This window comes from Pseudomonas sp. Pso3, assembly GCF_055393275.1.
In genome coordinates this window covers 35,268-49,717 of record NZ_AP043687.1, presented here as the reverse complement: position 1 = coordinate 49,717, position 14,450 = coordinate 35,268, and the positions used below count along the sequence as shown (strand labels likewise).

Sequence of the window (14,450 nt, the reverse complement as noted above, 5' to 3'; positions counted from 1 at the left end):
CCGCACAGCGTTTTCCACTGGTGCAAGACAAGGACTTGGCGATGTGGACAAGGCTGCGCCGTTGTCCACGCTACGGGCTCCGCGCAGCGTCCGTAGGTTGGGTTGGGCGCAGCGAAGCCCAACGTTGCCAGGGATGAACCCGTGCGGTTGGGCTTCGGCGATGGAGCCACCTCCGCCCAACCTGCCTCCTCAGAACTCGATCTGCACATCCCCTTGCGGGATGCTGCAGCAGGACAGGATGTAGCCTTCGGCTTCGTCTTCCTCGGTGATGCCGCCGTTGTGGTCCATGACCACTTCGCCGCTCTTCTTGAGCACCTTGCAGGTGCCGCAGATGCCCATGCCGCAGGCCTTGGGGATGTGCAGGCCGAGCTTGGCCGCGGCGCCGTGGATGGTTTCGCCGGGGCCGATGTTGACGCTCTTGCCACTCTCGGTGAAGGCGACGTTGCACTGGGCTTCCAGGGGAATCGGCGGCAGCTCGGCCGCGGCTTCGGCCTGCTCGGCGGCCTCCACCTTGGCTTCCGGCGGCGTCGCGCCGAAGGATTCCTCGTGGTAGTGGGTCATGTCGAAGTCCAGCTCGCGGAGCATGGTCTTGACGGCGTTCATGTAGGGCGTGGGGCCGCAGCAGAAGATCTCGCGCTCCCGGAAGTCCGGCGCCATCAGCTCCAGCATGCGGCGGTCGAAGTAGCCGCGATAGCCGGCCCAGGACTCGCCGTGCTCGGTGCGCTCGCACACCAGGTTCAGGGCGAAGTTGTCGATCCGCGCGGCCATGTGCTCCAGCTCGCCCTGGTAGATGATGTCGCGCGGGGTGCGGGCGCTGTGCACGAAGACCATATCGACGCTGGCGTTAGTGTCGTAGAACCAGCGCGCCATGGACATCACCGGGGTGATGCCGACGCCGCCGGAGAGGTAGAGCACCTTGTCGGCGGGATAGTCGATGGCGTTGAACAGGCCGACCGGCCCGTGCACGGCCAGGTTGTCGCCGACCTTCATGTTGTCGTGCAGCCAGTTGGACACCTGGCCGCCCGGCACGCGCTTGACGGTGATGGAAAAGCTGTAGGGCACCGAGGGGGAACTGGAGATGGTGTAGGAGCGCATCACCTGGCGGCCGTCGATCTCCAGTTCCAGGGTCACGAACTGGCCCGGCTTGAAGAAGTACATCAGCGGGATTTCGGCCGTGAAGCAGAAGGTGCGCACGTCCCAGGTTTCCTGGATGACCTTGACGCAGCGCACGGGGTGGCGGCCATTGGTCCAGGTCTGGGTAGTTACGGGGTTGAGGAAGGTATTCATGACGCACCTCGACTGCCACTGGGGCTATTGGCGGCGATTCTGGGAGGGCCCCACGACCGCCACTTTCCCAATCGCGACATCCACATGCCGATGGCGACCGGCCCAGCAATGGCAAGGGCTGGGGCGTCGTGAACAGCGTCGGCCATGTCGCCCATGAGCAAGGCCCCCTCCCGGCTCCGGCCCCACACTCCGCCCCAAGCCGAACCTGAACAGCGCGCGACGGGCGACACCCGGGGTCATTCGGCGGCCCTGCCCCGTCGGCCAACAGCCTTGCAATACCGTGACCAACCACTTTCGCCACCCGCCGCGGTGGCCACGAGGATGTACGATGGACGTCAGCACCTTGAGTTTGGGCGACCCTCTCGATCCGGCCCGCAAGGCCACGGCCGAGATGCTGCGCACCCGCGAGCGCACCTATTCCCTGCCCCAGCCGTTCTACAACGACGAGCGCCTGTTCCAGATCGACATGCAGGAGATCTTCGGCAAGGAATGGCTGATCGCCGGCATGACCTGCGAGATCCCCACCAAGGGCAACTTCATCACCCTGCAGCTGGGTGACAACCCCATCCTGGTGGTCCGCGGTGCCGAGGGCAAGGTGCACGCCTTCCACAACGTCTGCCGTCACCGGGGTTCGCGCCTCTGCGTCAGCGACAAGGGCAAGGTCGCCAAGCTGGTCTGCCCCTACCACCAGTGGACCTACGAGCTGGATGGCCGCCTGCTGTTCGCCGGCACCGAGATGGGCGCCGACTTCAACATGGCCGACTTCAACCTCAAGCCGGTTCACGTCAAGACCGCCGGCGGCTACATCTTCATCTCCCTGGCCGACGAACCGCCGGCCATCGACGACTTCCTGCGTACGCTCGAGCACTACATGGAGCCGTACGACATGGAGAACACCAAGGTCGCGGTGCGCACCGACCTGGTCGAGCAGGCCAACTGGAAGCTAGTGCTGGAAAACAACCGCGAGTGCTACCACTGCAACGGCTCCCACCCCGAGTTGCTGAACACCCTGCTGGAGTGGGACGACGTCACCGATCCGCGCGCCTCTCAGGCGTTCAAGGATCAGGTCGCCGCCTGCACCAGCCGCTGGGACGCCGACAACATCCCCTACGCCCATGCCAGCTTCGGCCTGCGCAACCGCATCGTGCGCATGCCGCTGCTCGCTGGCACCGTGTCCATGACCATGGACGGCAAGCCCGGCTGCAAGAAACTCATGGGTCGCATCAAGGACCCGGACCTGGGCTCCATGCGCATCCTGCACCTGCCGCACTCCTGGAACCACTGCATGGGCGATCACATGATCGTCTTCACCGTCTGGCCGCTGGGTCCGACCGAGACCGTGGTGACCACCAAGTGGCTGGTGCACAAGGATGCCGTGGAAGGCGTCGACTACGATCCGGTCAATCTGCGCAAGGTCTGGGATGCCACCAACGACCAGGACCGCCGGCTGGCCGAGGAAAACCAGCGCGGCATCAACTCCAAGGCCTATCAGCCAGGTCCCTATTCCAAGACCTACGAATTTGGCGTGATCAACTTCATCGACTGGTACAGCGAGCGGCTGCTCAACAACCTGGGCGAGGAGCAACCGGCGCCGCACCTGCATCAGGTCGGCTCTACCAGCGCATAAGTCATATTTAAGACGGATGACCATAAAGTCACGGTGACCCTAGCCGTTAAAGGGGGCCTCACTCTTCACCGGGGCTGCCGCCGTGACTTTTCGTTCCTTCTCCCTCGCTATCCGCAGTGTGCTGTGTTTCGGCCTGCTGGCCATCCTCGTGGCCAGTCTGGGCCTGTTCGGACTGCTGCAACTGTCGCAGATCCGTACCCAGGGCCAGGTGATTGAAACCAACAACGTGCCCAGCATCGTCGAAGCCGACAACCTCGCCCTGCAACTGGCCCGCACCCGGGTCGAGGTGCTGCGTCTGCTGGCCATTCCGGATGCCGCCACCGTCGCCAACACACGCAAGAAGATCGACAGCATCAACGCCGACATCGGCGCCGGTTTCGGTCGCTATGAAAAACTCCTCAGCGGCGATCGCGAGCGCCAGGCCTTCGATGCCCTGCGCCAGATCCACGGCGACTATGTCCGCTACACCGCGCAACTGGCCGACCTGATCGGCGCCGGCAAGCTCGACGAAGCCCGCAGCCTGATCCAGACCAGCATGGCCCAGCTCGGCGTGCAGATGAACGAGCGCACCGAAGCCCTGCGCAAGATCAACCAGGAAGACATCAAGGCCGCCTCCCAGCACTCCGGCGAGACCTATGCCCAGGCCACCTCCATCACCTGGATCGTGATCGCCCTGGCCCTGGGTCTGACCGTGCTGCTGGCCTGGCGCCTGACCCTGAGCATGACCCGGCCGATCGCCGAGGCCGTCGCCGCCGCCCGGACCATCGCCAATGGCGATCTGACCCAGACCCTGGATACCCGCGGTCACGACGAAGCCGCCCAGCTGCTGCAGGCCATGCAGCAGATGCAGACCAATCTGCGCGACACCCTGGGCCACCTGGGCCACTCCGCTACCCAGCTGGCTTCGGCCGCCGAGGAGATGACCGCAGTCATGCAGGAGAGCGCCCACGGCCTGCAGCAGCAGAACAGCGAGATCGAGATGGCGGCCACCGCCGTCACCGAGATGAGCCAGGCGGTGGACGAGGTGGCTGGCAACGCCACCTCCACCTCGTCCGAATCGCGCCAGGCCGCCGATACCGCGCGTCAGGGCCAGCGGCAGCTGGGCGATACCCTGGGCGCCATCGAGGTGCTTACCGAAAACGTGCTGGGTGCCAGCGAGCAGGCCCGCCAGCTGGCCGAGCAGACCCGCAACATCAGCCAGGTGCTGGACGTGATCCGCTCGGTCGCCGAGCAGACCAACCTGCTGGCGCTCAACGCCGCCATCGAAGCGGCGCGTGCCGGTGATGCCGGTCGTGGCTTCGCCGTGGTCGCCGACGAGGTCCGCGCCCTGGCCCATCGCACCGGCGAATCCACCCGCGAGATCGAAGGCATGATCGGCAGCATCCAGCAGGGCACCGGCCAGACCGTCGATGCGCTGCTGACCAGTGCCGACCAGGCCCGCCAGACCCGCGAGCAGGCGCAGTCGGCCAACGCCGCCCTGGCCGCCATCGCCCAGTCGGTGTCGGGCATCGACGAGCGCAACCTGGTGATCGCCAGCGCCGCCGAAGAGCAGGCCCAGGTGGCCCGCGAGGTGGATCGCAACCTGGTGCGCATCCGCGATCTGTCGGTGCAGACCGCCGCCGGTGCCGAGCAGACCCGCGCCGCCAGCCAGCAGCTCTCCGAACTGGCAGTGGAGCTCAACGGCCAGATCCGCCGCTTCCGCGTGTGACCTGTCCGGCAGGGACGCCCCTGCCGGATCCCGTCGCGGTGGCAAAACCGGGAGGCGACCGCTACGCTGGCGCCTTCGCCCACCGCGCCTCTCTCGCATGAGCTATCGCTACGTCATCTTCGACTTCGACGGCACCCTGGCGGACAGCCTGCCCTTTCTGCTGAGCTGTCTCGGCGAGCTGGCGCAGACCCATGGCTTTCGCCAGCCAGCTGCCGACGAGTGGCCCCGATTGCGCGCCTCCTCCCTGACCGGTCTGCTCGACAGCCTGGGCATCCCGCTCTGGCAGGTGCCCCGCATCGCCCGGCACTATCGCCGCCTGCTGGTCCAGCGTGGCGCTCAGGTCCTGCCCTTCGCCGAGATTCCCGCTACCCTCGACCGCTTACAGGCCAGTGGTCTGCAGCTGGGCCTGGCGACCTCCAACTCCGCCGCGGCCGTGCACCAGGTGCTGCCCCAGGCCGGACGCCTGTTCGCCGCTGGCGAATTCGACATCCCCCTACTGGGCAAGGCGCGGCGCCTGGCGCACCTGCTCCGCCGCCAGGGCATCGCGCCGGCCGAGGCCCTCTATGTCGGTGACGAACTGCGCGATCTGCAGGCCGCTCGCCGCGCCGGACTGGGCTGCGCCGCCGTGGCCTGGGGCTATGGCTGCCCCACGACGCTGCGCGCGCAGCAACCCGATCTCTTCTTCGAACAACCGGCCGAGTTGCTGCGGCTGCTGCCCTCCCCCTGCTGAAGGAATGCCCATGAAGTCTCTGTTGCTGGTCGCTGGTCTCGGTCTGAGCGGTCTCTTGCAGGCCGCCGAACTGCAGGTACGGGTGGAGACGGTCGATGCCTCGGGGGGCCAGTTGCTGCTGGCGGTATTCGATAGCGAAGCGGCCTGGAAAGCGCACAAGACGCCCGTGGCCCAGGCCCATCTCGCCGCGCAGGCGGGTACCCAGGAACAGCGCTTCGAGCTGCCGCCCGGGCGCTATGCCGTGTCGGTCATCCACGACAGCAACGGCAACAGCTCGCTGGACACCAATTTCATCGGCATGCCCACCGAACAATACGGCTACAGCAACAATCCGCCACTGCGCATGCGAATGGCCACCTTCGAGGAATGCGCCTTCACCCTGCCGGCCGCAGGCCTGCTCCAGCAGGTGACGCTGCGCTAGACCAATGCTGTCGTACACAGGCTTCCAAACAGAAAATCAACAGACTTATCCACAGAGCTTTTAGCGGCGATCGCTGAATACGGCGTTGAACAGACGTGGATAACTCCTTGGGCCGGCAGAAGAAATCCCTTGACTCGGGAATAACCCGGAAACTGGTCATTATTTGATCGATTCTCTGGAAGCCGCGCCAGCGCTGGCCTCTGGCACTAGACGAACAACCTATCCACAGCCCTATGCAGCTCTATTGTGGGTTGTGGAAAACACCTAAAAGAGGATTGATCATTTTTTGTACGATCCTCTACAGGCCTTGCCAGCAATGGCGTACAGGCCAGGTCCCACATCTTTTCCACAGGCACGCACACAGCAGATGTGGGAAAACCGGACCGCGGAGTGCGCCTTCGGCCGCCTGAGCGACCTGAACGAAATTGGCTATTTAATGAGCAATTTTGTCCGCACAACCGCCTGATCGGTTGCTGACAACTTGCCCAAGGCTTATCCACAGCCTTTACCTGTCAGGCAATGACGGCAAAGCGGTCCGGCGTTCGCAGCCTGACTCAGCGGATCAGGTCGTAGCGGATTCGATCAACAGGGCCAATACCTGCCCAACCCTTCTGGCACGCGGCTTTGCGCCGGTAGCGAACAGACTGCCCACAAGGTTATGCACAGCTTGCAGGCTGTCCGGGCATAAAAAAAGACCGCCTGAAGCGGTCTTTTTCAAGGCTGACGAGGGCCTAGCGCGCGGTGCGCACGCTGTCCGACAGCTGCTTGCAGAGACCGAGCACGCCGTCGACTGCAGCGCCTGAGGACTCGGCCTTGGCGATCTGGTCGACGAAGGCCGAGCCCACCACCACACCATCGGCGATGCGAGCGATCACCCGCGCCTGCTCGGGGGTACGGATGCCGAAGCCGACGGCCAGGGGCAGGTCGGTGAAGCGACGCAAACGCGCCACGGCGGCCTCGACGTGTTCGGTGGTGGCCGAGCCGGCCCCGGTGACGCCAGCGACGGACACGTAGTAGACGAAGCCGGAGCTGGTGTTGAGCACCCGCGGCAAGCGGGCGTCGTCGGTGGTCGGGGTGGTCAGGCGAATGAAGTCGATGCCGACGGCCTGGGCTGGCAGCGCCAGCTCGGCGTCGTGCTCGGGCGGCAGGTCGACCACGATCAGGCCATCCACGCCCGCTTCGGCGGCTTCCGCCAGAAAGCGCTCCACGCCATAGCGATGGATGGGGTTGTAGTAGCCCATCAGCACCAGCGGCGTCTCGCCTTCGCTGCGCCGGAAGTCGCGCACCATCTCCAGGGTCTTGGCCAGATTCTGACCCGCCTGCAGGGCGCGCAGGGCAGCGGCCTGGATAGCCGGGCCGTCGGCCATGGGATCGGTGAAGGGCATGCCTAGCTCGATGACGTCGGCACCGGCCGCCGGCAGGCCCTTGAGGATGGCCAGGGCGGTGTCATAGTCCGGATCGCCGGCGGTGGTGTAGGTGACCAGGGCTGCGCGGCCCTCGGCCTTCAGCGCGGCGAAGCGGGTTTCCAGGCGGCTCATAGCTTGTCTCCCAGGTGACTCATCACGGTCTGCATGTCCTTGTCGCCGCGGCCCGAGAGGCAGATGACCATCAGGTGGTCCTTGGGCAGGTGCGGCGCGCGCTTGAAGGCCTCGGCCAGGGCGTGAGCCGTTTCCAGCGCCGGGATGATGCCTTCCAGGCGGCAGGTCTGGTGGAAGGCCTTGAGCGCCTCGTCGTCGTTGATCGGCACGTATTCCACGCGCTTCACGTCGTGCAGGTGGGCGTGCTCCGGACCGATGCCAGGGTAGTCCAGGCCCGCGGAAATCGAGTGGGCGTCGATGATCTGGCCATCGCCGTCCTGCAGCAGGAAGGTGCGGTTTCCGTGCAGCACCCCGGGCATCCCGCCATTGAGGCTGGAGGCGTGCTTGCTGGTGTCGACGCCGTGGCCGCCGGCTTCGACGCCGATGATGGCGACGTCGGTGTCATCGAGGAATTCGTGGAACAGGCCCATGGCGTTGGAGCCACCACCGACGCAGGCGATCAGGCTGTCGGGCAGGCGTCCTTCCTTCTCCAGGATCTGGGCGCGAGTCTCGCGACCGATCACGGCCTGGAAATCGCGGACCATGGCCGGATAGGGGTGCGGACCGGCCACGGTGCCGATCAGGTAGAAGGTGTCGGCGACGTTGGTCACCCAGTCGCGCAGCGCCTCGTTCATGGCGTCCTTGAGGGTGCCGGTACCGGAGGTGACCGGAATTACCTCGGCGCCCAAGAGCTTCATGCGGAAGACGTTGGCCTGCTGGCGGTCGATGTCGGTGCTGCCCATGTAGATGACGCAGGGCAGGCCGAAACGCGCGGCCACGGTGGCAGTGGCCACGCCGTGCATGCCGGCGCCGGTCTCGGCGATGATGCGGGTCTTGCCCATGCGCTTGGCCAGCAGGATCTGGCCGATGCAGTTGTTGATCTTGTGCGCGCCGGTGTGGTTCAGCTCTTCGCGCTTGAGATAGATCTTGGCGCCGCCGAAGTGCTCGGTCAGGCGCTCGGCGAAGTACAGCGGATTGGGCCGACCGACGTAGTCGCGCTGGAAGTAGGCCAGCTGCTCGAGAAACGCCGGATCCTCCATGGCGGTCTCGTATTCGCGCTGCAGATCGAGGATCAGCGGCATCAGGGTTTCGGCGACATAGCGGCCACCGAACTGGCCGAACATGCCTTGAGCGTCGGGGCCCTGGCGATAAGCGGTCTGGGTCATGGGATTCTCCTGCGAAGATGGATCTACCTTACCTGCTTGAGTGACGCTGATAAATCGATAAGATCGCGATGACCCGTCAGGAAATCTCACAGATGAGCGATCCCCGCGACCTGCCTCCCCTGAATGCCCTGCGCGCCTTCGAAGCCACTGCTCGTCTGGGTGGCATGAGCCGTGCCGGGGACGAGCTGCACGTGACCCATGGCGCCGTAAGTCGCCAGATCCGTGCGCTGGAGGAACAACTGGGGGTGGCGCTGTTTCGCCGCGAAGGCCGTGGTCTGGCGTTGACCGAAGCCGGTCTGCGGCTGCGCGAGGTGAGTGGCGAGGTCTTCGAGCGCTTGCGTGAGGTGTGCGCCGAACTCAAGGCCGGCAGTCGCCAGGGGCCCTTCGTGCTGGGCTGCCCGGGCAGTCTGGTGGCGCGCTGGTTCATTCCGCGGCTGGATCGCCTCAATCGCGATCTGCCGGAGTTGCGCCTGCACCTTTCGACCCGTACCGACGACACCCCGCTGGCCGCCGCCGGCCTGGATGCCAGTCTGCTGTTCACCGAGACGGCGCCGCCACAGGACGTGATGCCCTATCACCTGGCGCCTGAGCGCATCGGTCCGGTGCTGAGCCCCTATTGCCCGGCCTATCTGAGATTGCGGGACGGCGACCTGCAGGCCTTGCTGGCGGAACGCCTGCTGCACACCCTGTCACGGCCCCAGGCCTGGCCACAGTGGTTCGCCACCCAGGGCCTGGAGGCACCGGAGCTGGAGTACGGGCAGGGCTTCGAGCACCTCTATTACCTGCTGGAGGCGGCGCTGTCGGGATTGGGCGTGGCGATCGCGCCGGAGCCACTGGTGGCAGCGGATCTGAAGGCGGGCCGGCTGGTGGCGCCCTGGGGTTTTGCGGCGACCGGTGCGGAGTTGGCGCTGTGGGCGCCGGGTCGGCTGGCGGATGAACGGGTGGAGCGATTGGCGGCCTGGCTCAGAACCGAGCTGGCCGAGCGCTAGCGCCCGAGGCACCCCTTGAGGATGCCTCGAACCGCCACGATCAGTGGTCGCCGCGCAGCAGCGCCCAGCCGACCAGGACGGTCACGCCGGCGGCGATGCCGACAGTGGCCCAGGGATGTTCGCGCGCCACGCCGCTAGCGGCGCGACCGTACTGACGGGTCAGGCGACGCACGTCGTCATAGACCTCTTCCAGCGAATCGCCCGAATGGTGCAGGGCTTCGCGAGCGGTGCTCTTGAAGGAATTCAGACTGCTGCGGGATTCGCGTGCAGCGTTCTTCTTCAGCGACGCCAGCGAGTCGAGCAGGCTGTTGATTTCGTTCTCGATGCTGGCGATGGACGCCTGGTAATCGGTGTTACGGGCCATGACAACCTCCTGGGATGGACGGATTCAGGAAATGTGACTACCGAGCCGTTGGAAAGTGCTGCAAAGCCGTGGGCGAGAGCCTGGGCAGTGAACTTATCGGGGCCTTTCGCGGCCTCAAATGGCAGAGGCACCCTTCCCGGCGAGTCGACCGCGACACCGGTCAACGCGTTGCCGGCTAACCGCTGCAGCGCCCGCTATTGCTGACCCAGGAGAGTTTCATGTCCGATCATCACACCTACAAGAAGCTGGAAATCGTTGGCTCCTCCACCACCAGTGTTGAGGACGCCATCAACAACGCCCTCGCCGAGACCGCCAAGTCGGTCAAGAACCTGGAATGGTTCGAGGTGGGTGAAATCCGTGGTCATATCCAGGACGCAAAGGTGGCCCATTATCAGGTCACCCTGAAGATCGGCTTCCGTATCGAAGCCAGCTGAGCACAGCTCCAGACCTCCCTCCCCCCGCAAAAGGACAGGCAAGATGCGTAGAGTCGTGATCACCCTCGGTTTGTTGGCCCTGAGCGGCGGTGCCTTCGCCGCCGGCACCTCGTGCGACACGGTCAAGGCCGATATCGATGCCAAGCTGCAGGCCAAGCAGGTGGCGAACTACAGCCTCGAGGTGGTGGACAAGGGCAGTGCCAGCGCCTCCGCCAAGGTGGTGGGCAGCTGCGAAGGTGGTAGCAAGGACATCGTCTACCAGCGTCGCTAGCTCGCTGACAGCAAGGCGCTACCCACAGGTGGCGCCTGGGTTCTCGCGAAGAGACGCCCACTGCCCAACGGCAGTGGGCGTCTTTTTTTCAGAGGTCCGTGGCGGGTCCGAAGAACTCGTGGCGGATCTGCTTTTCCGGCACGCCCAGCTCCAGCAGATCACGGCGCACCTGGGCCATGAACGGCTGCGGACCGAGAAGATAGACGTCCAGGTCGCGATCCCTGGGTAGCCAACGCTGCAGGCGCGCCCGATCGAGGCGCGAGGCATAGGCCTCTTCCGCCACCGGCTCGCTGTAGCAGAAATACAGCTGCAGTTGCGGATGGTGGGCGGCCTGCTCTTCCAGCCAGTGCCCGAAGGCCTGGACCCCGACATGGCGGGTGCAGTGGATCAGCTGGATCGGCCGTCCGCTCGGCAGCGCCGCCGACACCATGGGCAGCAGCGGCGTGATGCCGACGCCACCGGCGATCAGCAGCAGCGGCTTGGTCGATTCCTGCAGGACGAATTCGCCGGCCGGTGCGAAGACCTGCAGCACGGTACCCTCATGGGCGTCGGTATGCAGGTAGCGCGAGACCACCCCACCCGGCTGGTGCTTGACGCTGATGCGATAGCCACGGCCTTCGCTGGCGGCCGAGATCGAGTAGTTGCGGCGGTATTCGACCCCGTCCAGCGTCAGGCTCAGCCCCAGGTACTGGCCGGGCTGGGCGATGCTGGTCGGCAGCCCGTCCACCGGCTCCAGGTAGAAGGAGCTGATCTCTTCGCTTTCCGGCTCGATCCGCGCGATGCGGAACGCCCGCCCACCACGCCAGCCACCGGGCGCCTCGGCCTGGGCGGCGTAGCGCTGCTCCTCGGCACCGATCAGCAGATTGGCCAGCTGGCCATAGGCGGCGGCCCAGGCGTCGATCACCGCATCGGTGGCCACCTCGGCGCCCAGCACCTCGCGGATGCTCTGCAGCAGGGCGATGCCCACCAGCGGATAGTGGTCCGGCTGCACCTGCAGCGAGACGTGCTTGTTGACGATCTGCTCCACCAGCGGCCCCAGGGTATCCAGGCGATCGATGTAGCGGGCGTACATCAGCACCGCGCGCGCCAGCGCCCGGGCCTGGGCACCGCTGGCCTGGTGGGCACCGTTGAACAGCGGGCGGATCTCGGGGTTGTCGCCGAGCAATCTGTCGTAGAAATGCCGGGTCAGGATTTCCCCGCCGGTTTCCAGCAGGGGGACGGTGGCCTTGATGATGGCCTTTTGATCTGATGACAGCATGGCAGGGATCTCCAAACAGGACTGCCCTGGCCGTATCACGAGTCGTGCCAACCAAAAAACTGCGCCAGATCAGGCTTTTATCTAGGGAGCTTGTCATAATGACTAGGTCCCTATGACTCGCCGAGGTCAAATTGACCCGTACCACCCTGCTCGAAGCCATGGTGCCCCTGGTGGCGGATCTGGCCCGCGACCTGCCCGATCAGCAGCGCTATGCCAGCCTGCTCGATGCCCTGCGCAAGGTCCTGCCCTTCGATGCGGTGGCTCTGTTGCGCCTGGATGGCGATGTCCTGGTGCCCCTGGCGGTAAGGGGTCTCGCGGCCGACACCCTGGGCCGGCGCTTCAAGGTCGGCGAACACCCGCGCCTGGCGCTGCTGCTGGCGAGTCGCGCGCCGACCCGCTTCGCCGTCGATTGTGACCTGCCCGATCCCTACGATGGCCTGGTGGAAGGCGTGCAGGGGCATCTGGAGGTCCACGACTGCCTGGGCTGTCCGCTCTATGTGCAGGACCAGCTCTGGGGCCTGCTGACCCTGGATTCGCTGCAGGCGCAGAATGCCCAGCCCGAGGATCTCACCATCCTCGCCGCCTTCGCCGGGCTGGCGGCCGCCACCGTGGCGGCCGCCGAGCGCATCGGTCAGCTCTCCGCGCGCATCGTCAGCGAGCACGAGCTGACCGTGGCCTATCAGCAATCGGTGGGGCACCAGCGACCCCGTGAACTCATCGGCCAGAGTCCGGCCAGCCTGCGCCTGCGGCAGGAGATCGAGACCGTGGCGGCCAGTGACCTGACGGTGCTCATCACCGGCGAGACCGGCGTCGGCAAGGAGCTGGTGGCCGAAGCCGTGCACGCGCGCTCCCTGCGCCAGCAGCGGCCGCTGATCAGCCTCAACTGCGCGGCCTTGCCCGAGGCCCTGGTGGAAAGCGAACTCTTCGGCCATGTGCGCGGGGCCTTTTCCGGCGCGGTGAGCGACCGCCGCGGGCGCTTCGAGCTGGCCGACGGCGGCACCTTGTTTCTCGACGAGGTCGGCGAATTGCCGTTGACGGTGCAGGCCAAGCTGCTGCGGGTGCTGCAGAGTGGCCAGTTGCAGCGGCTGGGCTCGGATCGCGATCTCAAGGTGGACGTGCGCATCATCGCCGCCACCAATCGCGACCTGGCCGAGTGCGTGCGCGCCGGGCGCTTTCGCGCCGACCTCTACCATCGCCTGAGCGTCTATCCGCTGGCCGTGCCGGCCATGCGTGAGCGCGGTCGCGACGTCCTGCTGCTGGCCGGTTTCTACCTGGAGCAGAATCGTGCTCGCCTGGGCCTGCGTGGCCTCCGGCTGACACCCGCGGCGCAGCGCACCTTGCTGGCCTACGACTGGCCGGGCAACGTGCGCGAACTCTCCCACCTCATCAGCCGGGCGGCGCTCAAGGCCCATGCCGGCAGCGAGGAACGCGGCGGCATCCTGACCCTGGACAGCGATCAGCTCGGCCTGCCACTGGGACCCGCGCCCGTGCCCGAGGAGGATGCCGCCCTGCCCCCCACCTCCCTGCGGGAGGCTACCGATGCCTTCCAGCGCCAGACCATCACCCTGGCGCTGGAACAGCACGGCCAGAACTGGACCCTGGCCGCCGCCGCCCTCGATCTGGATCGCGCCAACCTCGCCCGCCTGGCGCGGCGGCTCGGTCTCAGGTAGCCCTCAGGCCATAGCGCTCACAGGGCTTTCTGTACCGCCGGCAGGCCCGGCTGGCCATCGCGGGTGGTGACGCCCTGTAGCCAGGGCTCCAGCACCTGGGGATGGGCCTTGAGCCACGCCTTGGCGGCGGTATCGTAGCTGCCGCCCTTGTCCCGCGCGGCGCTCATGACGGCGTTCTCCATGTCCAGGGTGAATTTCATGTTGCTCAGCAGGCGGGCCGGATTGGGGCACTGCTCGGCGTAGCCCTTGCGCGTCAGGGTGTTGACCGTGCCGGCGGTGCCGAAGTACTTGTCGCCGCCGGTCAGGTACTTGATGGGGTAGTCGACGTTCATGGGGTGCGGGGTCCAGCCGAGAAAGACCACCCACTTGTCGCGCTTCACCGCGCGCCCGACCTGGGAAAGCATGGCCTGCTCGCTGGACTCCACCAGTTGCCAGCCACCCAGACCGAACTCGTTGTCCTGGATGATCTTCTGCAGCGACTGGTTGGCCGGCGCGCCGGCGCCGATGCCGTAGATCTTCTTGCCGAACTGGTCGGCATGCTTGGCCAGGTCATCGAAGCTCTTCACCCCGCCTTCCCAGACATAGGTGGGCACCGCCAGGGTGAATTCGGTCCCGACCAGATTCTGCGCCAGCTCGGTGACCTGCCCGGTCTTCACGAACTGGTCATAGTGCGCCTGCTGCGCCGGCATCCAGTTGCCGAGGAAGGCATCCACCTGCCCGTTGCGCATGCCGCCATAGATGATCGGCACCGCCAGGGTCTCGACCTTGCCGGTGTAGCCCAGCGCACCCAGGATCGCGCCGGTGAGGGCGTTGGTGGCGGCGATGTCGCTCCAGCCCGGATCGGCCAGGCGAACCGTTGCGCAGGCCTGGTCCTCGGCCTGGGCCGACAGGCTGACCAGGGCCAGCGTGAAGGTAGCGATGATTCGGTGTTTCATGGCCGTGCTCCTG

Annotated in this window: 14 protein-coding genes; 8 read left to right on the top strand and 6 right to left on the bottom strand. The window is 66.0% G+C overall.

Annotated features, from left to right (window positions below; translation table 11 throughout):
- Positions 1-189: 189 nt before the first annotated feature.
- Positions 190-1,287 (bottom strand): FAD-binding oxidoreductase, encoded by a 1,098-nt coding sequence (locus ACZ5R1_RS00240; RefSeq protein ID WP_042135029.1) that lies wholly within the window; start codon positions 1,285-1,287, stop codon positions 190-192.
- Between the two features lie 328 nt (positions 1,288-1,615).
- Here ACZ5R1_RS00240 and gbcA point away from each other — a divergent pair, with 328 nt between their 5' ends.
- The 4 genes from gbcA (at position 1,616) to ACZ5R1_RS00220 (ending at position 5,773) form a co-directional block, all read left to right on the top strand.
- Complete coding sequence (gbcA, locus tag ACZ5R1_RS00235) at positions 1,616-2,914, top strand: glycine-betaine demethylase subunit GbcA (protein ID WP_042135026.1); 1,299 nt, start codon at positions 1,616-1,618, stop codon at positions 2,912-2,914.
- Between the two features lie 82 nt (positions 2,915-2,996).
- Positions 2,997-4,622 (top strand): methyl-accepting chemotaxis protein, encoded by a 1,626-nt coding sequence (locus ACZ5R1_RS00230; protein WP_042135024.1) that lies wholly within the window; start codon positions 2,997-2,999, stop codon positions 4,620-4,622.
- Between the two features lie 97 nt (positions 4,623-4,719).
- Positions 4,720-5,352, top strand: coding sequence for an HAD hydrolase-like protein (locus ACZ5R1_RS00225; RefSeq protein ID WP_115946215.1), 633 nt, complete (start codon positions 4,720-4,722; stop codon positions 5,350-5,352).
- Between the two features lie 10 nt (positions 5,353-5,362).
- Entirely contained in the window at positions 5,363-5,773 is a 411-nt protein-coding gene (locus ACZ5R1_RS00220; RefSeq protein ID WP_037007709.1) for a DUF2141 domain-containing protein, read from the top strand.
- Between the two features lie 731 nt (positions 5,774-6,504).
- On the opposite strand, the gene trpA is transcribed toward ACZ5R1_RS00220, so the two are convergent.
- Together trpA and trpB are read right to left on the bottom strand one after the other, a co-directional pair.
- Positions 6,505-7,311: a tryptophan synthase subunit alpha gene (trpA, locus tag ACZ5R1_RS00215; protein ID WP_115946217.1), complete on the bottom strand. Its 807-nt coding sequence runs from the start codon at positions 7,309-7,311 to the stop codon at positions 6,505-6,507.
- Positions 7,308-8,516, bottom strand: coding sequence for a tryptophan synthase subunit beta (gene trpB, locus ACZ5R1_RS00210; protein ID WP_115946218.1), 1,209 nt, complete (start codon positions 8,514-8,516; stop codon positions 7,308-7,310). The genes trpA and trpB overlap by 4 nt, the downstream gene beginning before the upstream one ends.
- Positions 8,517-8,608: 92 nt before the next feature.
- Between trpB and ACZ5R1_RS00205 the strand changes: the two genes are divergently transcribed.
- Positions 8,609-9,505 (top strand): LysR family transcriptional regulator, encoded by an 897-nt coding sequence (locus ACZ5R1_RS00205; RefSeq protein ID WP_027598754.1) that lies wholly within the window; start codon positions 8,609-8,611, stop codon positions 9,503-9,505.
- A 40-nt stretch (positions 9,506-9,545) separates the two neighbouring features.
- Here ACZ5R1_RS00205 and ACZ5R1_RS00200 read toward each other — a convergent pair whose 3' ends face one another.
- Positions 9,546-9,869, bottom strand: coding sequence for an ElaB/YgaM/YqjD family protein (locus ACZ5R1_RS00200; protein ID WP_007160170.1), 324 nt, complete (start codon positions 9,867-9,869; stop codon positions 9,546-9,548).
- A 218-nt stretch (positions 9,870-10,087) separates the two neighbouring features.
- Between ACZ5R1_RS00200 and ACZ5R1_RS00195 the strand changes: the two genes are divergently transcribed.
- Both ACZ5R1_RS00195 and ACZ5R1_RS00190 read left to right on the top strand, forming a co-directional pair.
- A complete protein-coding gene (locus tag ACZ5R1_RS00195; RefSeq protein WP_007160169.1) occupies positions 10,088-10,303 on the top strand; it encodes a dodecin in 216 nt (71 codons plus the stop codon).
- Positions 10,304-10,346: 43 nt separating this feature from the next.
- On the top strand, positions 10,347-10,574 hold the full coding sequence (locus tag ACZ5R1_RS00190) for a DUF1161 domain-containing protein (RefSeq protein WP_027598753.1): 228 nt from the start codon (positions 10,347-10,349) through the stop codon (positions 10,572-10,574).
- Positions 10,575-10,662: 88 nt separating this feature from the next.
- Here the strand turns inward: ACZ5R1_RS00190 and hmpA are convergent, their stop codons facing one another.
- The gene (hmpA, locus tag ACZ5R1_RS00185) at positions 10,663-11,832 is read right to left on the bottom strand and encodes an NO-inducible flavohemoprotein (RefSeq protein WP_074583313.1); all 1,170 of its coding nucleotides are present in this window, start codon (positions 11,830-11,832) and stop codon (positions 10,663-10,665) included.
- Between the two features lie 131 nt (positions 11,833-11,963).
- Here hmpA and norR point away from each other — a divergent pair, with 131 nt between their 5' ends.
- Entirely contained in the window at positions 11,964-13,502 is a 1,539-nt protein-coding gene (gene norR / locus ACZ5R1_RS00180) for a nitric oxide reductase transcriptional regulator NorR (RefSeq protein ID WP_042135010.1), read from the top strand.
- A 17-nt stretch (positions 13,503-13,519) separates the two neighbouring features.
- Here norR and ACZ5R1_RS00175 read toward each other — a convergent pair whose 3' ends face one another.
- Positions 13,520-14,437, bottom strand: a complete 918-nt coding sequence (locus tag ACZ5R1_RS00175) for a choline ABC transporter substrate-binding protein (protein ID WP_115946220.1) — start codon at positions 14,435-14,437, stop codon at positions 13,520-13,522.
- Between the last annotated feature and the right edge of the window lie 13 nt (positions 14,438-14,450).